The sequence below is a fragment of the Flavobacterium sp. Flavsp81 genome, assembly GCF_059491325.1.
The window spans coordinates 1,885,131-1,907,993 of sequence record NZ_CP168505.1; the positions used below are offsets into that span (position 1 = coordinate 1,885,131).

The window sequence follows — 22,863 nt, forward strand, 5'->3', positions numbered from 1 at the left end:
AATTATGAAAAATAAAATCACTAAACACAGCATAGCAGCAATTGTATTTCTAATTACAATTGCTGGTTTTTCCCAAAATGGGAACAGTAATACCTTGCCTTTAGATTCGTTTTACACGAAAATAAAAAGCCAGGAAAAGCCACAAATCATTGATGCAAGAGCTCCTGAAGAATTTGCCTTAAATCATATCGAAGGCGCTGTAAATTTTAATCTGCAATCGAAAGATTATGATAAATATGTTGCAAAATTAGACCAATCAAAACCTGTTTTTATCTATTCAATTGCTGCAGGAAGAAGCGTACAGCTGGAAAAAGAATTATTGAAAACCGGCTTTAAGGAAGCTTATAGTTTAGAAGGCGGTATTGCAAATTGGATTGGTGGTGGAAAACCCTTCTATTCTAACAGCAAAAGCAAATTATCATTAAAAGAATACAACAAAATCATTGCCAATAACAATACTGTTTTGGTTGACATCGGATCCGCATATTGTGGTGCCTGCAAAAAAGTAAAACCTGTCCTGGAGACTATTAGAGCTCAATACGGAGATAATTTAAAAATTGTAGAAATAGATTTAGAAGATAATCCGCAAGTCATAGCTGATCTAAAAACAGTAAAAGTTTTTCCGACCTTGATTTTATATCAAAAGGGAAAAATTACTTTCAAAAAAGATAGATTAGGGGATTTAAAAAAAGATGTTGATTTCGCTTTGGCTCAAAATAATTAATAAAGCCATATCTGATCAATTTAAGAGAACTGATCAGGAATACTATAAAACATATTAAGTGGTTAAGTTTTGTTTTTTGTTTTTTTGCTATCCTGCAAGGTTTCTAAAAACCTTGTAGGTTATCAATTTAAAATCATAAATGCCAAGCTAAAAGTTTTATTCGGCAATTTCAAGGTGCAAACTAGTTTCTCTAGCTAAAGCACAATCTCATTAAGTTAAACTTTGTTTTTCTCGCAAAGGCGCGAAGGCACAAAGTTTAGAACCGATTTCTTTGTGCCTTCGCGCCTTTGCGAGAGTTATATTAAAAAAAAACTGGCAAGAAATCCTTAACTTAATAACATTGAACTAAAGAAGGAGACTATTAAATACTAAATTTTAGAGAAAATACTTCAAATCAATTCAACTAAAAATGTCAAACAATACAAAACAATATACCCTTCACGAAGACTGGACAGTCGTACTATTAGGATTTGTAATCATCGGAATTTCATTATTTATATTTCTTCCTGAAGTACCTGTATTCAAATGGTCCAACGGAGCCGATTTACTGAAGGATGTATTTGCCATCGGAAATTTGCAAATTCTGTTAGTTCAATTTATTTACCTGATTGTTATAGGAAGCACAGCCGCTTTTTTAACGGGTAAATCAGTAAAAAACTTTTTATTGGGATTCCCAACCGTATACCTGTTGACTGTTTTAGCTTTGGTTATTGCAGGAAATACAACCATTAAAGGACTTAATTTAGAAGCCGTAATCTTTAGTTTGATTATTGGTCTGGCAATAGGCAATTTTTTCAATCTTCCTGAATGGTTTCGTTCAGCACTTTCAACAGAAGTTTTTGTAAAAATCGGTTTGGTTTTATTGGGAACCAGTGTGATTTTTTCAGACATTCTGAAAGCAGGTTCTTTAGGGTTAATTCAGGCTTTGATTGTGGTTTTATCGGTTTGGTATTTTGCATTTTGGCTTTGTAAAAAACTAAAAGTCGATGATGAATTAACGATGATGATTTCGAGTGCCGTATCTATCTGTGGGGTTTCTGCAGCAATTGCAACTTCTGGAGCAATCAAAGGAGATTCAAAAAAACTGTCGTATGTAATTTCTATGGTATTGGTAACCGCCATCCCAATGATGATTTTCATGCCAATCATTGCCAAATATTTTAATTTTCCCGAAGAAGTGACCGGAGCCTGGCTAGGCGGCAGTATTGATACATCGGGAGCTGTTGTGGCCTCAGGCACATTGGTTGGAGAAACTGCGTTGAAGATTAGCACCATTGTCAAATTTTCACAAAATGTTTTATTGGGAATAGCCGCTTTTGCAATTTCTGTTTATTGGACATACACTCACAATAAATCTTCTGAAGCCGTTGCATCAAAACCTACGTTAGGTGTTATTTGGGAACGTTTTCCAAAGTTTGTCCTTGGTTTTATCGCTGCTTCCTTAGTGTTTTCTTTCTTATTAACTTCAGAAACAAGGGATACAGTAAAAGACAGTTTAAAAAATCTGCAGGGAATTTGGTTTGCTTTGGCTTTTACCAGTATTGGATTAGAAACCAACTTTAAGGATTTATTCAGTAACACTAGTAAAAAACCTTTATATGCTTTTTTGATTGCTCAGTTTTTTAATGTGATTATTACGTTAATTATTGCCTTTTTACTATTTGGTCAATAATTTAAACTCTAAAGAATTATGATTCTTTTCGCTTAAAACATCATTTTTGTTTTCCAAAAGTTTTAAAAATATAAAAAGAAGTCTAAAATGCTAAGCATCTAGTGTTTTGGACTTCTTTTTCTGTTTAATGCCACAAAAAACAAACACCATATAACATTAAAAATCAGTATTTTATACTATATTTATCCCTTATAAAAAGTTTCTGCCCTACTATTTAAAAAAATAATTGAATATTTTTTTGGATTTCATTATAATAAATTTAACTTTGTCTATAGAATTAGTAGAATTTAAATCTTATTTAAATCTAAAAAATTACATTTTGAAAACAACAGAAAGCAAATCTTATTACATTCTTCCTAAAAAGTACACTTATAACACTTTTTGTTGTATGTGCTTCTGTTGTTAAAATACTCGTGCTAATCCGTTATAATCGATTTTATTTATCGGTCTAAATATAAAACGAATCTTTTAAAATCCATAAAAGCTTCTTATTTGCATAATCTAATTTTCTGTTTGTTACAATAATTTGTATCAAATGGCATATCAAAATATACAGAAATGAAAAAAACATTTATTACCATTAACCTGATATTTGCATTCAGCTTTTTTGGTCAGGCACAGACTGCGACTTCAAAACCCAATATTATCCTGATCATGGCTGATGATATGGGCTATTCTGATTTAGGTAATTATGGCTCTGAAATTAAAACTCCAAATCTGGACAGACTAGCAACTGAAGGAACACGCCTACGCGAATTTTACAATAACTCAATTTGTGCGCCAACTAGAGCTTCTCTTTTAACCGGACAATATCAGCATAAAGCAGGAGTTGGCTATTTTGATGTGAACCTGGGATTACCGGCTTACCAAGGCTATTTAAACAAAGAATCTCTGACTTTGGGAGAAGTTTTCCGTTCCGAAGGTTACAGCACTATTCTGTCCGGAAAATGGCACGTAGGTTCTGAAGACAAATCGCAATGGCCGAATCAGAGAGGTTTTGACAAATTTTACGGCATCTTAAAAGGAGCCTCCAATTATTTTGATACGAAACCTTTGCCTTTCGGAAAAACACCTTATCCGGTTGCCCTAATCAGGAATAATGAAATTCTGCATCCTAAAGATGATTCCTATTATTTTACAGATGAGATAGGAAATAATGCTGTTACATTTTTAGACGAACAAAACAAAGAAAGCAAGCCCTTCTTTTTGTACTTAGCTTTTACAGCGCCCCATTGGCCTTTACAGGCGAAACCGGTTGACATTGCCAAATACAGAGGCAAATTTGATGAAGGCTGGGACATTTTAAGAGAGAAAAGAATTCAAAAATTGAAGGAAAATGGTATTTTACCACCTGATCAAACTATCTCGCCAAGAGATCCTGAAGTACCTGAATGGAATAAACTGACGTATGACGAAAAGCAGTTTTGGAAAGCCAAAATGGAAGTCTACGCCGCAATGGTCGACAACATGGACCAGAATGTTGGAAAAGTTTTAGACAAATTAAAAGCGCTTAAAAAAGATAAAAATACCTTAATTATCTTCATTTCTGATAATGGTGCGCAGGGCGGCTTCAACACTTATAATCCACTTGGAAGAGGTCTTGTTAGGAATGAAGGGCCAATAGGAACTTCGGGTTCTTTTGATTATCAGGAACAAAACTGGGCCTATTTATCAAACACCCCGCTTCAGGATTATAAAAATAATATGCATGAAGGTGGTTTTAGTTCTCCCTTTATTGCCTGGTTTCCATCAAAAATAAAAGCAGGAAGAATTGATAAAGGAACCGGACATATTATAGACCTTGCTCCTACTTTTTATGATTTGGCAGGAATAGAATATCCTAAAGAACTTAATGGAGTTACATCAAATTCTCTACCGGGGAAAAGTTTATTGCCTGTTTTATTTGAAGGTGCTTCAGAAGTAAACCGAGGTGCTCCGATATTCTGGGAAAGGTCCGGAAACAGGGCGGTAAGAGAAGGCAAATGGAAATTGGTTTCTATATATCCGTCTTACCAATGGGAACTTTATAATTTAGAAAAAGACAGAGGCGAAACGAATAATGTGGCACAGCAAAACCCCGCTATTGTAAACGACCTCTCGGCTAAATATTTTGATTGGGCAGAGAAAACCGGAGTAGTTGAATATAGTAAATTCAAACAAAAGAACAAACTGATTCCGGGCGCAGCTGCTAAAAAATAAAAGCTTTTTCAACACAAAAATAATTAACATGATCTCATTTTATCAGGAAATAGCAAGACAGCATCAAAACTTATTAACTCTCCCTCCAAAGAAATTAATCCATCATTTTATTGATGACTTGTTTTGTGTTTTGTTTTCCACTACTTCAAAATCGCTTGGAAATGTGACTATTATTGAAGGGAAATTCACTGAACTGGAAATTCAATTCAACGAATTAGTATTGGACTTTGCACCTGAAAGTGATCAAAGCAATCAACAAACCAAAACGTTTTTTGAAGCGTTGCCTGAATTGCACAAAAAAGCATTAAATGATGCCCGGACTATTTTTTCAAAAGACCCGGCTGCCAAAACGTTAGAAGAAGTTCTATATTCCTATCCCGGCTTTTTTGCCATTGCGATTTATCGATTTTCGCATCAGCTTTGGGAACAGGATTTGAAGCTTTTGGCAAGAACCATTTCGGAATATGCACATATCAGGACTAGTATCGAAATTCATCCCGGAGCACAAATAGGGAATGATTTTGCAATAGATCACGGAACCGGAATTGTTATTGGCGAAACTGCTGTCATCGGGAATAATGTGCAAATCTATCAGGGAGTTACGCTTGGTGCTTTGAGCGTAAAAAAAGAGGAAGCGTTCATAAAAAGGCATCCCACAATAGAAGATAATGTTATTATTTATGCCAATAGCACCATTCTTGGCGGACAAACAATTGTAGGCAGGGATTCAATTATTGGAGGAAATGTGTGGCTTACCTACACGGTTCCGTCAAATTCAGTTGTGTATCATAAAAACGAAATGAAAATAAAGGACAATAACCCGTTTCCTGAACCTATTTTTTACTCGATTTAAAAATTTAAAACCATATAAGTTATACAGACTAAAAACTAAAATGAATTACATCACTTACATGGTGAAAAAAAGACCAAAATCATGAAATATCAAAACATACTGGAAACAATAGGCAATACACCTCACGTGAGGCTTAACAAACTTTTTAAAAAACATCAGGTTTGGATTAAACTGGAAAAAACAAATCCGGGTTCGAGCATCAAGGACCGAATCGCTTTGGCAATGATCGAGGATGCCGAGAAGAAAGGACTTCTAAATCCTGACTCGATTATTATTGAACCTACTTCCGGAAATACCGGAATTGGACTTGCACTGGTCGGCGCAGTAAAAGGATACAAAGTGATTTTGGTAATGCCGGAATCGATGAGTATCGAAAGAAGAAAAATCATGAATGCCTATGGTGCCGAATTCGTTTTGACGCCAAGGGAAAAAGGAACTTCGGGCGCTGTAGAAAAAGCACATGAATTGGCTGCCTCCACTCCTAACTCATTTATACCATTACAATTTGATAATCCGTCAAATGTTGAAGTTCACGAAAAAACAACAGCTCAGGAAATTATAAAAGATTTTCCTGATGGAATTGATTATCTGATTACAGGCGTTGGAACGGGTGGGCATATTACCGGAGTTTCCAAAATATTAAAACAGCATTTTCCAAATTTAAAAACCTATGCAGTAGAACCTTCCCTTTCACCGGTTTTGAGTGGAGGTCAGCCTTCCCCGCATCCTTTGCAAGGAATTGGTGCAGGATTTATTCCAGGAGTTTTCAATGGTAAATATATCGACGCGATTGTTACTGTAGAAAAAGAAGCTGCTTTTGCTTACGCGAAAAAAATAACCCGTGAAGAAGGAATTTTTGCAGGTATTTCAACAGGAGCTGTGCTATCAGCCGTTTCACAGAAACTAAAAGACATTCCGGAAAATGCCGTAGTCCTTACTTTTAATTATGATACAGGTGAAAGATACCTTTCGGTTGAAGAATTGTTTTAACCGATTTATAATCCTCTAATTTAATATTTTACAATCCAAATAAAGAAAAAATTTAGATAATTATTTATTTTGAGTATATTATTTTTAACATAACTTTACTTATATTTTTAAGGAAATAAATTTATGAAATGCACATTTAAAGAATCAATTAACTATAAATAAATTTAAAATTAGCAAAATGGCAGAATTAAAAAAACAACAGACCGCATTAGGCGATGTAGCTGCAAGGCAATTAGCGATCGCAACCCGTTCAGCACCACAAATTGGGAACATTTCACCACGCTGGTTAACACATCTTTTACACTGGACTCCGGTAGAATCGGGAGTTTATCGTCTGAATAAAGTAAAAGACGGAAGCCACATTGAAGTAGATTGCTCGGCAAGAGACGAAAGGATTCTTCCTAACACATTTGTGGATTATATCGATAATCCAAGAGAATATAATCTGGCTGCAGTTCAGACTATTGTAGATGTACATACACGTGTTTCAGACTTATACAGCAAGCCTTACAACCAAATTACAGAGCAATTACGTTTGGCTATCGAAACGATAAAAGAACGTCAGGAAAGCGAATTAATCAATAACAAAGATTATGGTTTATTGAGTAATGTTGCGCCTTCGCAAATTATAAAAACAAGAACCGGAGCTCCAACACCTGATGATTTAGACGAATTGTTGACAAAAGTATGGAAAGAGCCGGGATTTTTCTTATTACATCCGTTAGCGATTGCTGCTTTTGGACGTGAATGTACACGTCGTGGTGTTCCGCCTCCGACAACTTCTTTATTTGGTTCTCAATTTTTAACATGGAGAGGAATTCCACTAATTCCATCTGATAAACTGCCTATTCAAAACGGTAAATCAAAAATCATTTTATTACGTACTGGCGAAAGCCGTCAGGGTGTTATCGGATTGATTCAGCCAGGATTACAAGGTGAGCAATCACCCGGATTATCTGTTCGTTTCATGGGAATAAACGAAAAAGCAATTGCTTCTTATTTAGTATCGCTTTATTGCTCATTGGCCATATTGGTAGATGACGCTATCGCTGTTCTGGAAGATGTAGAAATAGGAAAGTATCATGAGTACAAATACTAATAACAACGGTTTGTATAACGTAGACGATCTGCAGCACATAGCCAACGAGTTGTTTAAGACCTTGCCTAATGAGTTTCCAAAAGAAATTTCCCTGAGTCCTGATCTTAACGATCATCCAAAAGCTACGAAAGTTGTAGAAACACTATTGAGTGCAGGAAATCTGGCAGATTTTACACCGAATACCAGTTTGCAAAACCCGGCAACAGCCTACTCATCCCATTCTCCTGTGAGTGGTTTCGGGAGATCATCTTCTGTTGGAAACTATGCAAATACAGATTCGGGTACCGCTTTTCCAAATGACAAGGATTTCAATATCAATAATCCTGTTACGGGTTTTAATGATGTTAATTTAAGGGGGAAAAGTCAGGATAATAATGCATTTTCTTCTTTGGATTTAAATAATAATTATCTCCCTTTTCAAACGCAGGGTTCATCCTTTGAAAGTGAATTAGCAGCAGCATTGGCAAGTGTCAATACCGCATTTGGGATTCAATCCGGTTTAAAATCAAATCCGGCAGAAATTCAAAATTCGTATTATTTCTTAGAGAATAATCCTTTTGCTTTTGATAAAAAAAACTCGTTTCCATCAGCAGGTAAGCGAAGTTCATTTAATGAATTTAATCAATTAGAAATTGCTCCTTTTGATGCTAATCTGATTAAAAAAGATTTTCCGATTCTAAGCGAAAAAGTAAACGGAAAGCCTTTGATCTGGTTTGATAATGCGGCAACTACGCAAAAACCAAAATCGGTAATCGATCGTATTGCTTTTTTTTATGAGCATGAAAATTCAAATATCCACAGGGCAGCACACGAATTGGCCGCAAGGGCATCTGATGCTTATGAAGCTGCTCGAGAAAAGGTAAAAGTGTTTCTTAACGCAGGTTCTTTAAACGAAATTATATTTGTTCGCGGAGCTACCGAAGGTATCAATCTGGTGGCACAAAGCTGGGGAGATAACAATCTGTCTGCCGGAGACGAAATTGTTGTGAGTAACTTGGAACATCACGCCAATATTGTTCCTTGGAAACGCCTGGCCGATAAAAAAGGTTTGAAACTACGAGTAATTCCGGTGGATGATGATGGACAAATTCTATTGGATGAATATGCCAAATTACTGAATTCGAAAACTAAAATTGTAGCTTTTACACAAGTCTCCAATGCGCTCGGAACCGTAACGCCAGCTAAAAAAATGGTCGAAATGGCACATGCTGTCGGAGCCAAAGTTTTATTGGACGGAGCACAATCTGTTTCACACATGAAAGTAGATGTTCAGGATTTAAATGCCGATTGGCTGGTTTTTTCAGGACATAAACTTTTTGGACCAACCGGAATTGGTGTTTTATACGGAAAAGAAGAATTGTTAAACGATATGCAGCCGTATCAGTCAGGCGGAAATATGATTCAGGATGTTACTTTTGAGGAGATAAAATACCACAAAGCACCGAATCGTTTCGAAGCCGGAACCGGAAATATTGCAGATGCTATCGGACTTGGAGCAGCTATTGATTATGTTTCAAAAATTGGTATCAATGCGATTGGGCAATACGAACATTATTTGTTAGAGTATGCTACGAAACTGATCAAAGAAATTCCGGGAGTTCGATTAATAGGGACTGCTGCCAATAAAGCCAGCGTGCTTTCCTTTAATTTGCAAGGCTACACAAACGACGAAGTGGGTCAGGCTTTAAACAAGGAAGGAATCGCGGTTAGAACCGGTCATCATTGTGCCCAGCCTATTTTACGCAGATTGGGAGTTGAAACCACTGTTCGACCTTCACTGGCTTTTTACAACACTACGCAGGATGTCGATAAATTTATCGAGACTTTGTGGGAACTTAAAAAAATTAAATTTTAATAATACAGAGTTGATGAAAAGCAACTCAACCCAATAATTGCTTTTTTTGATATTTTAAGCAATTATAAACAGAAGGCGATTGTTTTATGCAATCGCTTTTTGATTTATATAACCTGAAGGTTGAAACCGTTTGCTATAATGAACGTTAAATTATTACTTTTGAATGTTGGCAAAAGAAAAATATTTCATTTTAGCCCCGATTGTAAAGGAAATCCTTTTGTGCCGGGGTTCGGCGCAAAAGATTACTTCACTTAACTTTTATTTAATCGGAGTTCAGTGAACTTCGTTTGTAATGAAAAGCGGGACGATGCCTGCTAAAAACACCTAATCTTTCTGCTTCAAAAATTAATAATCGGTTTCAGGAATTTAAAAAGTAAAATTTAGGATGCCATAGCAATTTCTAATGAAACTTCTGTCTTTGACAAAGTAAGCGGATCTGAATATCCTGAGAAAAATACATCCAAGATTTCCTGAAATACAGGATCTGCATTTTCTACCTGAGAAAAAAGAGTCATGGAAGAACGAAGTTTTCTTGCATTTAATTCTCCAAGAATAGCCTCGATTGATTTTGTTTTATATTCTAATAAAACTTTAGAAATTTCAATCAAATGTTTTGCCAAAACAGGATGATTTAGAAAATCTTCTGCTTCTTTAAGATCAGCAATAGCATAATATTTAGCGATTGCACTTTTTCCCAAATCTTTTATCTGCGGAAAAATAAACCACATCCAATGCGTTTCTTTCTTCCCTTTTTTCAGTTCGGAGTAAGCAGTAAGATAAAGTTTGTTCTGTGCATCTAAAAAGCGTGTTAAGTCATTATTTGCGTAAGCCATCTGATGTAATTTTTAAGGTTAAACAAATTTTAAGTCTTTAGTTTTAAGGTCATTCAAAACTACTCACGTTCATACTTTAAAATTTATATAATTAACGCGGCTTTATTATATAATTTCAATTTATAAAAAAAACAGCTGCGAACTAAGTGATCGCAGCTGCATTTTTTTGTTCTTTATAATGAAATAAAATCTTTAATTTTTGAAATCATTCAAAGATTTCTCAATAATTTCAAGGCATTCCTGAATTTGTACTTCGGTAATAACCAATGGCGGAGCCAGACGGATTTTATTTCCGTGGGTTGGTTTTGCCAATAAACCGTTATCTCTGAATTTCAGGCAGATTTCCCATGCCAAATCTGACTCTTCATCACAATTAATTACGATGGCGTTCAGTAAACCTTTTCCACGAACTAAAGTAATTAAGTCATTACGTTCAGCGATTTCGTTTAATCCTTTTCTTAAAATAATTCCTAAACGTTCTGCATTTTCAGCCAGATTTTCGTCTTTCACCACTTCAAGAGCTGCAATGGCAACAGCCGCCGCAACAGGGTTTCCGCCAAAGGTTGAACCGTGTTGTCCCGGCTTGATAACATTCATAATTTCATTATTCGCCAAAACCGCCGAAACAGGATAAACACCTCCTGAAATTGCTTTCCCTAAAATCAAAATATCAGGCTGTACATTTTCGTGGTGAACTGCTAATAATCTTCCTGTACGGGCAATGCCGGTCTGAACTTCATCGGCAATAAACAATACATTATGTTTTTCGCAAAGTGCTTTTGCTTTTACCAGATATCCTTCACTCGGAACATACACTCCGGCTTCTCCCTGAATCGGTTCAACCAGAAAACCGGCAATATTTTTGGATGATTCCAGTACTTTTTCCAAAGCATCCAGATTATCGTATTCAATTTTTATAAATCCTTCTGTAAATGGTCCGAAACTTTTACGGGCACTTTCATCATTCGAAAATGAAATAATTGTAGTCGTTCTTCCATGAAAATTATTCTCACAAACAATAATTTGTGCCAGGTTTTCATGAATCCCTTTTACTTCGTAAGCCCATTTTCTGCATAATTTCAATGCCGTTTCAACCGCTTCAGCACCTGTATTCATTGGCAGAACTTTATCAAATCCAAAATAATTGGTTACATATTCTTCGTAATTTCCTAATTTATCATTGTAAAAAGCACGGGAGGTCAATGTCAGTTTTTGCGCTTGTTCTACCATTGCACCCACAATTTTAGGATGACAATGCCCTTGATTTACAGCAGAATAAGCCGATAAAAAATCATAATATTTCTTTCCGTCAACATCCCATACATATACCCCTTCTCCCCTGTCTAAAACTACCGGAAGCGGATGGTAATTATGAGCTCCGTATTTATTTTCTTTCTCTATTAAAATTTCTGATTTTGATGAAAGAATTTCTTTTGTATGTGCCATGATTCTGTATTTAAATCTTTTTACAAAAATAACGATATTATTTTATTTTACAATAAAAATACATACTTTTGACTTTATTTACCCATATAAAAGTTATTTTTAAATTAAATACCTAAAATAAAAGTCAATTTTATTTTTAACATAGGAAGAAATGGATATATTAGACGAATTTGACATCAAAATTATCAAAGAACTGGAAAAAGATGGCAGAATGGCTTTTTCATCTATCGCTGCTGCTTTAAAAATTTCAAATACTATGGTACATCAGCGCGTCAGCCGTTTGATCGAACAAGGTGTCATTTCAGGAATTAAGCCTTTGGTCAACGAAAAAAAAATTGGTTATGACTGGGCTTCCTTTACCGGGATTACACTCAATAAAGATTCAGATTCGGACAGAATTATTGAAGAATTAAAAGCCATTCCGGAGATTACAGAATGTTATTACGTAACAGGTTCTTTCACACTTTACATAAAAATCATAGCCAAAAATCATGAACACATGCGAAAAGTCCTTTATGAAAAAATTGATCGGATTTCAGGTATTGCCAAAACCGATTCGATAGTTGAATTAGGATGTGCTTTTAAAAGAAATATTACGTTGTAAAATGAATTCAAATTATTCACTATATAAATAATATTCAATAAATTAAATTCCTTACACAACCTCAAGAAAACACTTTGAGGTTTTTTTGTACCATTATATTTCAGATATTTGTTTAAAATTGTGAAATTATGAAAAAAACAGCACTCTTATTTTTAGCTATCTTATTACCTTTTGGGACTATGAATGCACAATTAAAAACAGTAAAATACACAGATGGAAATCAGGTTTTAAATGGACTATCAATAAAAGCTGTTAAAAAAAGCAGTCAGAATCCTGGCATTTTATTATTACCAGCATGGCTTGGAATTGATACTGCTTCAAAAGAAATTGCCCAAAACTTATCAAAATTGGGGTATACTGTTTTCATCGCCGACATCTATGGCGAAGGAAATTATCCAACAAATACTTCAGAAGCAGGCAAACAAGCAGGCTTTTACAAAAAGAATTATGAAGCCTATCAAAAACGAATTCAATTAGCTTTAGACCAATTAATAAAATCCGGTGCAAATGCTGATAATATTGTAGCTATCGGTTATTGTTTTGGAGGAACGGGAGTTTTAGAAGCCGCTCGCGGACATTTGAATTTAAAAGGCGTGGCCTCATTCCATGGTGGTTTAGGCAAGGATGCATCCAGACCAGCTGAACCAATTACAGCCAAAGTTTTAATTTGCCATGGCGCCGATGATCCATTTGTTCCAAAAGAAGAAATAACTGCTTTTCAACAGGAAATGCGTGATACAAAAGCAGATTGGCAGATGATTTATTATGCAAATGCCGTACACTCATTTACTAACCCTGAAGCAGGAAATGACAACTCAAAAGGTGCTGCTTATAATCCGGTAGCCGCAAAAAGATCATTCGAACACTTACAGCTTTTCCTGAATGAAGTTTTAAAAAAATAATTCTAAAAATTTATAATAACTAAATGAAAAAAATTGCAATTCTATTATTAATTGTTTCTGCATTCTCATGTAAAAATACGCAGTCAGTTGCTTCAAAAGATAATTCTGATCCAACAAAATATATGAAACTCATTTCTGAGAAAGATTTAAAAACAATGCTTTATGTTGTTGCTTCAGATGAAATGGAAGGTCGTGAAACTGGCTCAAAAGGACAAAAAAAAGCCGGACTTTATATGATTGAACAATACAAGAAAAATGATGTTCCGTTTCCTAAAGGAGCAGCAGATTATTACCAACATATTCCTGCTGCATTTTTAAATGCCAGACGTAATGAGAACTTACCTGATTCAGAAAATATCTGGGCTTACATAGAAGGTTCTGAAAAACCGGATGAAATTTTGGTAATCTCTGCACATTATGATCACGTAGGAATACAAAATGGAGAAGTTTATAACGGAGCTGACGATGACGGTTCAGGAACAGTAGCTTTATTAGAAATGGCCAAAGCATTTGCTAAAGCTAAAAAAGACGGGCATGGACCTAAACGTTCTATTTTATTCCTGCACGTTACCGGTGAAGAGCATGGCTTACACGGATCACGTTATTATTCTGAAAACCCGTTATTTCCTATTGCAAATACAATCACTGATATCAATATCGATATGATTGGCCGTCGCGATGTAGAACATGCTAAAACAAACAATTATGTGTATGTAATTGGAGCCAATAGATTATCGACTGATTTACATAATGCAGTTGTCGCTCAAAACGAAAAATACACCAAATTAGATTTAGATTTTAAATTTAATGACCCTAAAGATCCGAATCATTTTTATGAACGTTCTGATCATTATAACTTCGCAAAACATGGAATTCCGGCAGTTTTCTTTTTTAATGGGGTTCACGAAGATTACCACGGAAAAGGTGATGAACCTCAAAAAATTGAATATGATGCTTTAACTAAAAGAGCTCAACTTGCTTTTGTTGTTGCCTGGGAACTGGCTAACAGAGAAAACAGACCGGTAGTTGATAAAAAATAGGGTTTTATTAGGCACAAAGTTTTAAAGTTACAAAGGTTCAGAGATCTTGAAATAAAAAGGATGAGTTTTTAGCTCATCCTTTTTTGCATATATATAAAATTCAGAAGTTCACTTAGATCTTTTAAAAACCTTCGCAACTTTGAATCTTCGTACCTTTTTTAGTCATTCATAGAAATCAAAAACTCCTCGTTATTTCTGGTTTTCTTAAAACGTTCGTTTACAAAATCCATAGATTCTACAGGGTTCATATCAGAAAGATATTTACGCATAATCCACATTCTTTGTAATGTTTTTTCGTCTAATAATAAATCGTCACGACGTGTGCTTGATGAAGTAAGATCTATTGCAGGGAAAATACGTTTGTTTGCAATTTTACGATCCAATTGAAGTTCCATGTTACCGGTTCCTTTAAATTCTTCAAAAATAACCTCGTCCATTTTAGAACCTGTTTCTGTCAATGCAGTTGCAATAATACTTAATGAACCTCCGTTTTCTACATTTCTTGCAGCTCCAAAAAAGCGTTTTGGTTTTTGTAATGCGTTTGCATCAACACCTCCACTTAAAACTTTTCCTGAAGCAGGCTGAACTGTATTATAAGCTCTTGCCAAACGTGTAATGGAATCTAAAAGAATCACTACATCGTGACCACATTCTACTAAACGTTTTGCTTTTTCAAGAACGATATTTGCAATTTTTACGTGTTCTTGTGGTTCTCTGTCAAATGTCGAAGCAATAACTTCTCCTCTTACACTACGCTGCATATCTGTAACCTCCTCGGGACGTTCATCAATCAAAAGAACGATCAAATAAACTTCAGGGTGATTTGCTGCAATTGCATTTGCAATATCTTTTAATAACATTGTTTTACCCGTTTTAGGCTGAGCTACAATCATTCCACGCTGACCTTTCCCTATTGGAGAAAATAAATCGATAATACGTGTTGAAACTGAACTGCCTTTTTCGGCTAATTTAAATTTTTCAGAAGGAAAAACAGGAGTTAAATGTTCGAAAGAAACTCTGTCTCGAACTACTTGCGGATCATGACCATTAATTTTCAGTACACGAACCAAAGGGAAAAATTTCTCACCTTCTTTTGGTGGGCGAACCACTCCTTTTACAGTGTCACCGGTTTTAAGACCGAACAATCTGATTTGTGAAGTCGATAAGTAAATATCGTCAGGAGAGGCTAAATAATTATAATCTGATGAACGTAAAAATCCGTATCCGTCAGGCATCATTTCAAGAACACCTTCACTTTCTATGATTCCATCAAATTCAAAATCTGAATCTCTGAAATTATTCTTTTTATTTTTATGATTTGGATTTTGGTTTCCGTTATTTCCGTTTCCATTCCCGTTCTGATTTGGATTTACATTTGGGGTTGGATTTTGATTTTTATTTTGATTCGGATTTATCTTTTTTACCGGAGCAGTCTGTTCTGTTTTTTCAGCTATTGGTGCAGAAGTTACTGCTTCATTTTCTTCAACTTGTTCAGAAGTCACTTCTTTTTCAGCTTCTTTTTCTTTTTGCAAAGCGACTTTTTTCTCGTAAGCTGACTTATTAAATTTTACGATTTTTGGCCCTTTTTTCTCCGGGGACTTATTTTCAGTGATTTCAACTGCATCCTGCACTTCATTTGAAACAGCAGGAGTTTCATATTTTTCAGGAGCCTCCTCTACTTTATCAAATTCTAAAACAGGTGCGCTTTTGCTAATGGCAGCTTTTTTTACAGGAACAATCCTTGCTCTTTTAGGCTTGTCATCAACTATTTCTGCATCAACTACAGCACTAACTGGTGTTGCAGTCGATTCCTGATGTGCTAAAATCTGACTAATTAAAGTCTCTTTTTTAACGCCATTAAACTTTATAGTTTTAGCTAACTTAGCTATTTCTTGAAGCTCGGAAAGCTTCATTTCTTTTAATGCAGAAATATCAAACATGAATGTTCTATGAATTTAATTATTTTAACGGAAATATTGTAAAAAGAATAGGTAGATAATTATTTTTGAATTGCCCGCAGTATGAAGTGCTTACGGTATTATGATGCAATAATACGAATAAAATTTTATCATACAATAGTATTTATAAAAAAGAAAATATATTTTTGTAAAACAATTTTAGATAATGATACAGCGAATTCAAACTATATATTTAATTCTTGCATTTATAGCAACAAGCGTTTTGATGCTTTTCATTCCATTATGGACATTAAAAACCGGAGAGTTATTTTATTTTAACCAAGATCCAATTTATACAGTAATTGTTGGGTTAAGCACTATGCTTACTATCATTAGTATCATTTCATACAAAAAAAGACAAAATCAGTTTGTCATGGGCAGGCTGAATATCATATTAAATTTAATTTTATTAGGATTATTTGTATATCGGTCACTAAATTTATCTGGAGAAGCAATTCCTGTTTCTGAGAAAGGTATTGGGATGTTTCTTCCTATTGTTGCTATCGTATTATTAGTTTTAGCTAATAAGGCCATCAAAAAGGACGAAGATCTTGTAAAATCTGTAGATCGTTTGAGATAAACCTATAAACTTAATTTTATTGCGCGAAGAAAACCCGGATATTATATTCGGGTTTTTTTGTGAAAATTTCACTATATTTACCATCTAAACATATAGAAATCAATATTTAGTAAGTAGATTTATATAAATTGTTTAAAGTTATTTAATTTATTTATGACACATAAAATACGAATACATCTCGCTGATGATCACTTGGTACTTATTGATGGATTAACAAATTTATTAAGTACTGTTTCTGAATTCGAAATTGTAGGGTCATCTAATAATGGTCTGAATATTTTTGATGAAGTAACTGCTAATAATGCCCATATATTAGTACTGGATCTGAGTATGCCCGAAAAAGACGGAATTGAAGTCTTAAAAGAATTCAATCAAAAAGGGTATCCTTGCAAGGTTATAATTTTATCCAGTTATGATGATTTAAAAATTATCAGAGAAGTAATGAACTTAGGTGCCAGTGGCTATTTGACGAAAAAATGTGCCGGAGAAAACATCATTGAAGCTATTGAAGTTGTTAACCAGGGAGAAGAATATTTTTGTAATTCAGTCAGAGAGAAAATTTTTAACACATTTTCAGAAAATAATCCCAAATTAAATAAAACCATTTTTCCTGAAAATTCTATCTTAACTTGCCGTGAACTTGAAATTGTTACCCTAATTTCACTTGAATACAGCGGGAAGGAAATCAGTGAGCAATTATTTATCAGTACCAATACGGTTGAAACTCACCGTAAAAATATTATGAAAAAATTGCAAACAAAAAACACCATCGGTTTGGTTAAATATGCGATAAAAAATAATTTGATAAAATCTTAAAAAGTTATTTTTTTTCATTACTTATTGTAATTTATCACACTTTTTTATCTTTTTTTTAAATATTGCGATTTAGGTTAAAATCCTTTTTTATAATATTTAACAAAATTAACCGTTAAATTCCTATTATTATATCTCAAAAAAAGCATAACTAATAATTTATTATTTAAAAATAAAACAATTTTATAAAAAAATCAACATAACATGAAAAAGAGTCATCTATTTGATTTTAAAAATATTAAACTGTAATTTTACCCGCTAATTTTTATATATGTACGTTTTTCGCCACCTAATGACTTTTATAATTTTAATGCTATTATATTGCATTCCTGTCATGGGCCAAAAAAAGAATCTTAATGAAAAAGAATTACTAAAACTTTACAAAGAATCTACTGCAAACTTTAAAAATGGTAAATATGAGGAATCTTTAATACAAGCAAGATTACTTTTAAATTATTCCATTCTATCTCAGAATGATTATCAGATTTCAAAAGCCTATAATATCATTGCAGCTAATTTTGATGAATTATTAGAATCTGAAAAAGCTTTATATTATTATAAAAAAAGCTTGATATATGCAGAGAATTCTAATAATTTGGAACTTCAAAACTGGATTTATAACAATATCGGTAATATCTATTGTTTTGATAAGAAGCAATACGAAAAAGGAATTTCATATTATATAAAGTCATTATATTTTAGCAGAGCTACAAAAGATTCTTCGCAAATTTTCTTTACTAAACTTAATATTGCATGGGCATATTTCGACATTGGAGGCTTTTCTGATGGTTATCCATATTTAAAATTTATCAATAAACACAAGGAGAAGTATGGCCTTGAATCTACTTGTGCAATTACATATATGCTTAATGGGATGTATAGTGGATATAAAAAAAGCAATCAAAAAGCTGACTATAACTTTAAAATGGCAATCGAAAGTGCCATAAAATATGATGAAAAAGAAGATTTATCATATGCCCATCAGGAATATGCTGAATTTTTATCTAAAAATGGGAATTACGAAGAAGCTTATAAAAACTTAAATAAATATAATCAATTAAAAGAAGAGATTAACCTTGAAGATAAGGCAGTAAAAGCGAAAGTGGCCGGAATCAATCTTGACATTGATGAATACAAACGTGAAATTGACAGAATAGGAATCCTAAATAAAAACAAGGAAAAATTGTTTCATTCTGAAAAGCGCCGTAATCAAAAGATGTTAAGTATCATCATGTCATTGTTTGCTATCAGTACAATTTTATTCTATTTTTTCTATCAAAACACAAAACTAAAACAAAAAAATAAAATTAAAAATATTGAGAATAAAATTCATCAAAATATAATCAATGCCAGTATTGATGGTCAGGAAAATGAAAGAAAAAAAATCGCCTTATTTTTGCATGACACCATCAGCGCTTCCTTATCATCAGCAGGAATGCATTTAAACGTTTTTTTATCCCAATATAGCAGCTTGCTGCCAGATGAGATTATAAAAACAAAATTTATTTTAGATGAAACCCATGATAAGGTAAGAGATCTTTCCCACGATCTTCTTCCAACTTTATTAGTACGTTTTGGATTACTATATGCTTTGGATGATTTATGTGAAAAATATTCAAATTCAACATTACATTTTGAATACCTGAACACAATTCCAATCAAAAAAAGATATACAGAAAAATTCGAAACCCGAATCTACTTTATCATTTCAGAACTTTTAAATAATATTATCAAGCACAGTTTAGCTGACAGAGCAGAAGTTTCGTTAACAGAAAACAACAATGAGTTAATTGTTGAAATTAATGATAACGGAAAAGGATTTGATATCAATAAATTTAATTTTGTGGAAGGGTTTGGACTCAACCAAATTAAGGCAAGAATAAATTATATGAATGGTGATTTTAATGTGAAATCAAAGAAAAATCATGGAACAACAATAAAAATAAATGTTCCTCTAAATAGTTAGATTAAACTCGTTTTTCTATTTCTATAATTTCCAAATCTTTGATTTTATCATCGTCAATTACAAAACGTAACATGGTTCTCATTTGATGAAATCCGCTTTTACCAGCCGCTCCGGGATTCATATGCAATAAATTATTCTTTTTATCAAACATCACTTTTAAAATATGTGAATGTCCGCAAATGAATAATTTTGGAGGATTCAAAGCCATTTCTTCTTTTATACCCGGATTGTATTTTCCCGGATAACCTCCGATATGTGTAATCCAAACAGATACGTTCTCACATAAAAACCGATTGTGCAGCGGAAATTCTAATCTTGCTTTTGCATCATCAATATTTCCATAAACACAACGTAAAGGTTTCAACTTTTTTATCGTATCAGTAACATGCAAATCACCAATATCCCCGGCATGCCAAACTTCATCGGCCTGCGCCACATATTTTAAAATAACATCATCAATATGACTGTGAGTATCGGAAAGAAGGAGGATTTTTTTCAATTTCTTTTGAGTTGCAAAGGTTTTGAGATACAAAGATACAGTTTTCTGTAGAGATACAAGGCTGTCAAATGTTTTTTGAATCATTATGCATTTATCACAATTTTAAATTTAATTAATTTTTTTTATCAGGCGTTAGATGCACTGCTGTGCGCCTCTACAGGAAAAACGTTTGTGACAATAAAACTCTAAAAAGCCCAGCAATTTTGAACCTAAAGAAAAACCTTTGTACCTTTGCTCCTTATATTACTTTGAACCTTTACCATAACACTCTTGAGATATTTTATTCGATTCGCATATAACGGAACTCATTATCACGGCTGGCAAATTCAGCCTAATGCTTCTTCTGTTCAGGAAACTTTAAACAAGGCACTTTCGGTTTTGTTAAATTTCCAAATAAATGTTATGGGAGCCGGACGAACAGATACAGGTGTTCATGCCCAGGAAATGTATGCTCATTTTGATTTTGAAACTCCGATAGATGCCCCGAATCTGGTTCATAAACTCAATTCGTACTTACCAAAGGACATTGCGATATTTGATATTATTCCGGTTCATGATGATGCACACTGCCGATTTGATGCCAGTAAAAGAACGTACGAATATCATATCAATACTGTTAAAAATCCTTTTTTGGAAGAATTGAGTTGGTATTTTAGTCAAAAATTAGATGTAGATTTGATGAATGAAGCAGCACAGATATTACTGAATCATACCGATTTTCAATGTTTTTCGAAGGTTAACACTGATGTAAACACATTTGATTGCACGATTTTTGAGGCACATTGGAAGAGTGAAAATAACAAACTGATATTTACAATTTCGGCAAATCGTTTTTTGAGAAATATGGTTCGGGCAATTGTCGGCACTTTGGTTAATATTGGTTTGCACAAAATTTCGTTATCAGATTTTGAAAACATCATTGCCAGTAAAAGTCGGGAAAAAGCAGGGTTTTCAGTTCCTGCCCATGGTTTATATTTAACTGAAATTGATTACGATTATATAAAGCTCTAAGCAATAAGCCTTACGCTTTAAGCTTATTGCCTAAAGCTTAAAGCATAAAACAAATAAATGAAAGCAAAAGCATTTGATACCGCATTATTCAAACGAATTTTAAAATACACAAAACCTTATAAATGGCGCTATTACGGCGTTATTATCTTTGCCATTTCGCTGTCTGTCTTTGCAGCACTGCGCCCCTATTTGCTAAAGCAAACGGTTGATGGCTATATCAAAACGCAGGACAAACATGGGTTATTGATGTACATTATCCTGATGGGTGCAGTTCTTTTGATGGAGGTTTTCTCTCAATTTTATTTTGTTTATTGGGCCAACTGGCTCGGACAGGATATTGTAAAAGATATACGCACAAAACTTTTTAAACATATTTTGAGTTTCAGAATGAAGTATTTTGATTTGGTTCCGGTTGGACAATTGGTAACCCGATCTGTTTCTGATATTGAATCGATTGCACGTATCTTCAGTCAGGGTTTATTTATGATTATCAGTGACCTGATGAAGATGTTGGTTGTACTGCTTTTTATGTTTTACATGAACTGGAAACTAACCTGGATTGTTGTGGTTGCCATGCCGGTTCTGGTTTATATTACGAGAATTTTTCAGCGTAAAATGCAGGTTGCTTTTGAAGAAGTCCGTACCCAGATTGCCAACATGAACTCGTTTGTTCAGGAACGTGTGACGGGAATGAAGATTGTGCAGCTTTTTAACCGTGAGAGAATTGAAGCCGAAAATTTTAAGGAAATCAACAACAAACACAAAGTCGCATGGATAAAAACAATTCTCTATAACTCCATATTTTTTCCGATTGCCGATATTATTTCATCAATTACTTTAGGATTGGTCGTAGTGTATGGTGGATTTAAAATTTTGAACGGAGATCATTTTACGACTTTTGGTGATTTGTTCTCCTACACTATGTTTATTGGAATGCTGTTTAACCCCTTGCGTCAGATTGCGGATAAGTTTAATGAGATGCAATTAGGGATGATTGCTGCTAATCGTGTTTTTGATATTATCGACACACAGGATCATATTCAGGACACCGGAACTCTTGATGCTCCTGTTTTTGATGGAAGCATCGAATTTAAGGAAGTTCGTTTTAGTTATATACCGGAAGAAGAAGTTATAAAAGGAATTGATTTATCTGTTGCTTCGGGACAAACTATTGCGATTGTAGGATCAACGGGCGCCGGAAAATCTACGATTATTAATTTACTGAATCGTTTTTACGAGATTAACAGCGGAACTATTTTTATTGATGGTCAGAATATCGAGAATTATACTTTAGCTTCTCTGCGAAAACAAATTGCTGTGGTTCTTCAGGATGTTTTTTTGTTTGCCGATACTATTTACAACAATATTACTTTGAACAATCCGGAAATAACCCGCGAGCAGGTTCTTGATGCTGCCAAAAAAATTGGTGTACATGATTTCATTATGAGTTTACCTGACAATTATGACTTTGATGTTAAGGAACGTGGTGTTATGCTTTCGTCCGGTCAGCGTCAATTGATCGCTTTTTTACGTTCCTATGTGAGTAATCCAAGTATTTTGATTTTGGATGAAGCAACTTCATCAATTGACTCCTATTCTGAAGAATTGATTCAGCGTGCTACGGAAACGATTACAAAAGGAAGAACTTCGATTATTATTGCGCACCGACTGGCAACAATTGTAAGCGCAGATAAAATTGTGGTTATGGATAAGGGGTTAATTGTAGAACAGGGAACGCATCAGGAGTTGATCAATAAAACCGAAGGTTATTACAAAAACCTGTACGATTCACAATTTTCGGTTGCCAATTAATTTTCAT

General features: G+C 34.0%; 19 protein-coding genes. 15 read left to right on the top strand and 4 right to left on the bottom strand.

Translation table 11 applies throughout. The features are described from left to right. The first annotated feature begins 4 nt into the window (after positions 1-4). From ACEN92_RS07565 to ACEN92_RS07595, 7 genes are all read left to right on the top strand, one after another. A complete protein-coding gene (locus tag ACEN92_RS07565; RefSeq protein WP_495641763.1) occupies positions 5-724 on the top strand; it encodes a thioredoxin domain-containing protein in 720 nt (239 codons plus the stop codon). Between the two features lie 409 nt (positions 725-1,133). Next, a complete protein-coding gene (locus tag ACEN92_RS07570) occupies positions 1,134-2,396 on the top strand; it encodes a YeiH family protein (protein ID WP_495641764.1) in 1,263 nt (420 codons plus the stop codon). A 558-nt stretch (positions 2,397-2,954) separates the two neighbouring features. Then, a complete protein-coding gene (locus ACEN92_RS07575; RefSeq protein WP_495641765.1) occupies positions 2,955-4,595 on the top strand; it encodes an arylsulfatase in 1,641 nt (546 codons plus the stop codon). 28 nt (positions 4,596-4,623) lie between these two features. Continuing rightward, positions 4,624-5,448 (top strand): serine O-acetyltransferase EpsC, encoded by an 825-nt coding sequence (gene epsC, locus ACEN92_RS07580; RefSeq protein ID WP_495641766.1) that lies wholly within the window; start codon positions 4,624-4,626, stop codon positions 5,446-5,448. 81 nt (positions 5,449-5,529) lie between these two features. After that, on the top strand, positions 5,530-6,438 hold the full coding sequence (gene cysK, locus ACEN92_RS07585; protein WP_495641767.1) for a cysteine synthase A: 909 nt from the start codon (positions 5,530-5,532) through the stop codon (positions 6,436-6,438). Between the two features lie 178 nt (positions 6,439-6,616). Next, positions 6,617-7,537, top strand: a complete 921-nt coding sequence (locus ACEN92_RS07590) for a family 2A encapsulin nanocompartment shell protein (protein ID WP_495641768.1) — start codon at positions 6,617-6,619, stop codon at positions 7,535-7,537. After that, on the top strand, positions 7,521-9,392 hold the full coding sequence (locus ACEN92_RS07595) for a family 2A encapsulin nanocompartment cargo protein cysteine desulfurase (RefSeq protein ID WP_495641769.1): 1,872 nt from the start codon (positions 7,521-7,523) through the stop codon (positions 9,390-9,392). Before ACEN92_RS07590 ends, ACEN92_RS07595 begins: the two co-directional genes overlap by 17 nt. A 380-nt stretch (positions 9,393-9,772) precedes the next feature. Here the strand turns inward: ACEN92_RS07595 and ACEN92_RS07600 are convergent, their stop codons facing one another. Continuing rightward, complete coding sequence (locus ACEN92_RS07600; protein WP_495641770.1) at positions 9,773-10,225, bottom strand: DUF1810 domain-containing protein; 453 nt, start codon at positions 10,223-10,225, stop codon at positions 9,773-9,775. A 192-nt stretch (positions 10,226-10,417) separates the two neighbouring features. After that, entirely contained in the window at positions 10,418-11,671 is a 1,254-nt protein-coding gene (gene rocD, locus ACEN92_RS07605) for an ornithine--oxo-acid transaminase (RefSeq protein ID WP_495641771.1), read from the bottom strand. Between the two features lie 151 nt (positions 11,672-11,822). Here rocD and ACEN92_RS07610 point away from each other — a divergent pair, with 151 nt between their 5' ends. The 3 genes from ACEN92_RS07610 to ACEN92_RS07620 all read left to right on the top strand — a co-directional run bounded on the left by ACEN92_RS07610 (position 11,823) and on the right by ACEN92_RS07620 (position 14,217). Next, positions 11,823-12,275 (top strand): Lrp/AsnC family transcriptional regulator, encoded by a 453-nt coding sequence (locus tag ACEN92_RS07610; RefSeq protein ID WP_495641772.1) that lies wholly within the window; start codon positions 11,823-11,825, stop codon positions 12,273-12,275. Between the two features lie 128 nt (positions 12,276-12,403). Then, positions 12,404-13,177 (top strand): dienelactone hydrolase family protein, encoded by a 774-nt coding sequence (locus ACEN92_RS07615; RefSeq protein ID WP_495641773.1) that lies wholly within the window; start codon positions 12,404-12,406, stop codon positions 13,175-13,177. A 23-nt stretch (positions 13,178-13,200) separates the two neighbouring features. Continuing rightward, a complete protein-coding gene (locus ACEN92_RS07620; RefSeq protein WP_495641774.1) occupies positions 13,201-14,217 on the top strand; it encodes a M28 family peptidase in 1,017 nt (338 codons plus the stop codon). Positions 14,218-14,375: 158 nt separating this feature from the next. On the opposite strand, the gene rho is transcribed toward ACEN92_RS07620, so the two are convergent. After that, entirely contained in the window at positions 14,376-16,157 is a 1,782-nt protein-coding gene (gene rho, locus ACEN92_RS07625) for a transcription termination factor Rho (RefSeq protein ID WP_495641775.1), read from the bottom strand. Positions 16,158-16,341: 184 nt separating this feature from the next. On the opposite strand from rho, the gene ACEN92_RS07630 reads away from it, so the two are divergent. From ACEN92_RS07630 to ACEN92_RS07640, 3 genes are all read left to right on the top strand, one after another. After that, a complete protein-coding gene (locus ACEN92_RS07630) occupies positions 16,342-16,755 on the top strand; it encodes a DUF4293 domain-containing protein (protein ID WP_495641776.1) in 414 nt (137 codons plus the stop codon). A gap of 153 nt (positions 16,756-16,908) precedes the next feature. Beyond that, positions 16,909-17,571 (top strand): response regulator, encoded by a 663-nt coding sequence (locus tag ACEN92_RS07635; protein WP_495641777.1) that lies wholly within the window; start codon positions 16,909-16,911, stop codon positions 17,569-17,571. Between the two features lie 331 nt (positions 17,572-17,902). Then, complete coding sequence (locus tag ACEN92_RS07640) at positions 17,903-19,534, top strand: tetratricopeptide repeat-containing sensor histidine kinase (protein WP_495641778.1); 1,632 nt, start codon at positions 17,903-17,905, stop codon at positions 19,532-19,534. Position 19,535: 1 nt separating this feature from the next. Here ACEN92_RS07640 and ACEN92_RS07645 read toward each other — a convergent pair whose 3' ends face one another. Next, the gene (locus ACEN92_RS07645; RefSeq protein WP_495641779.1) at positions 19,536-20,033 is read right to left on the bottom strand and encodes a metallophosphoesterase family protein; all 498 of its coding nucleotides are present in this window, start codon (positions 20,031-20,033) and stop codon (positions 19,536-19,538) included. A 270-nt stretch (positions 20,034-20,303) separates the two neighbouring features. On the opposite strand from ACEN92_RS07645, the gene truA reads away from it, so the two are divergent. Beyond that, the gene (gene truA, locus ACEN92_RS07650) at positions 20,304-21,044 is read left to right on the top strand and encodes a tRNA pseudouridine(38-40) synthase TruA (RefSeq protein WP_495641780.1); all 741 of its coding nucleotides are present in this window, start codon (positions 20,304-20,306) and stop codon (positions 21,042-21,044) included. A gap of 57 nt (positions 21,045-21,101) precedes the next feature. Then, positions 21,102-22,856 carry an ABC transporter ATP-binding protein gene (locus tag ACEN92_RS07655; protein ID WP_495641781.1) on the top strand — a complete coding sequence of 585 codons (1,755 nt, stop codon included), beginning with the start codon at positions 21,102-21,104 and terminating at the stop codon, positions 22,854-22,856. Positions 22,857-22,863: the final 7 nt, after the last annotated feature.

Bases quoted from the DNA above. Each gene is read 5' to 3' on its own strand.
- ACEN92_RS07565 (WP_495641763.1), top strand. From the start codon at position 5: ATGAAAAATAAAATCACTAAACACAGCATAGCAGCAATTGTATTTCTA.
- ACEN92_RS07635 (WP_495641777.1), top strand. From the start codon at position 16,909: ATGACACATAAAATACGAATACATCTCGCTGATGATCACTTGGTACTT.
- ACEN92_RS07570 (WP_495641764.1), top strand. From the start codon at position 1,134: ATGTCAAACAATACAAAACAATATACCCTTCACGAAGACTGGACAGTC.
- rocD (WP_495641771.1), bottom strand. From the start codon at position 11,671: ATGGCACATACAAAAGAAATTCTTTCATCAAAATCAGAAATTTTAATA.
- ACEN92_RS07620 (WP_495641774.1), top strand. From the start codon at position 13,201: ATGAAAAAAATTGCAATTCTATTATTAATTGTTTCTGCATTCTCATGT.
- ACEN92_RS07590 (WP_495641768.1), top strand. From the start codon at position 6,617: ATGGCAGAATTAAAAAAACAACAGACCGCATTAGGCGATGTAGCTGCA.
- ACEN92_RS07615 (WP_495641773.1), top strand. From the start codon at position 12,404: ATGAAAAAAACAGCACTCTTATTTTTAGCTATCTTATTACCTTTTGGG.
- ACEN92_RS07600 (WP_495641770.1), bottom strand. From the start codon at position 10,225: ATGGCTTACGCAAATAATGACTTAACACGCTTTTTAGATGCACAGAAC.
- ACEN92_RS07640 (WP_495641778.1), top strand. From the start codon at position 17,903: ATGGGCCAAAAAAAGAATCTTAATGAAAAAGAATTACTAAAACTTTAC.
- ACEN92_RS07610 (WP_495641772.1), top strand. From the start codon at position 11,823: ATGGATATATTAGACGAATTTGACATCAAAATTATCAAAGAACTGGAA.
- ACEN92_RS07575 (WP_495641765.1), top strand. From the start codon at position 2,955: ATGAAAAAAACATTTATTACCATTAACCTGATATTTGCATTCAGCTTT.
- cysK (WP_495641767.1), top strand. From the start codon at position 5,530: ATGAAATATCAAAACATACTGGAAACAATAGGCAATACACCTCACGTG.
- ACEN92_RS07630 (WP_495641776.1), top strand. From the start codon at position 16,342: ATGATACAGCGAATTCAAACTATATATTTAATTCTTGCATTTATAGCA.
- rho (WP_495641775.1), bottom strand. From the start codon at position 16,157: ATGTTTGATATTTCTGCATTAAAAGAAATGAAGCTTTCCGAGCTTCAA.
- ACEN92_RS07655 (WP_495641781.1), top strand. From the start codon at position 21,102: ATGAAAGCAAAAGCATTTGATACCGCATTATTCAAACGAATTTTAAAA.
- epsC (WP_495641766.1), top strand. From the start codon at position 4,624: ATGATCTCATTTTATCAGGAAATAGCAAGACAGCATCAAAACTTATTA.
- ACEN92_RS07595 (WP_495641769.1), top strand. From the start codon at position 7,521: ATGAGTACAAATACTAATAACAACGGTTTGTATAACGTAGACGATCTG.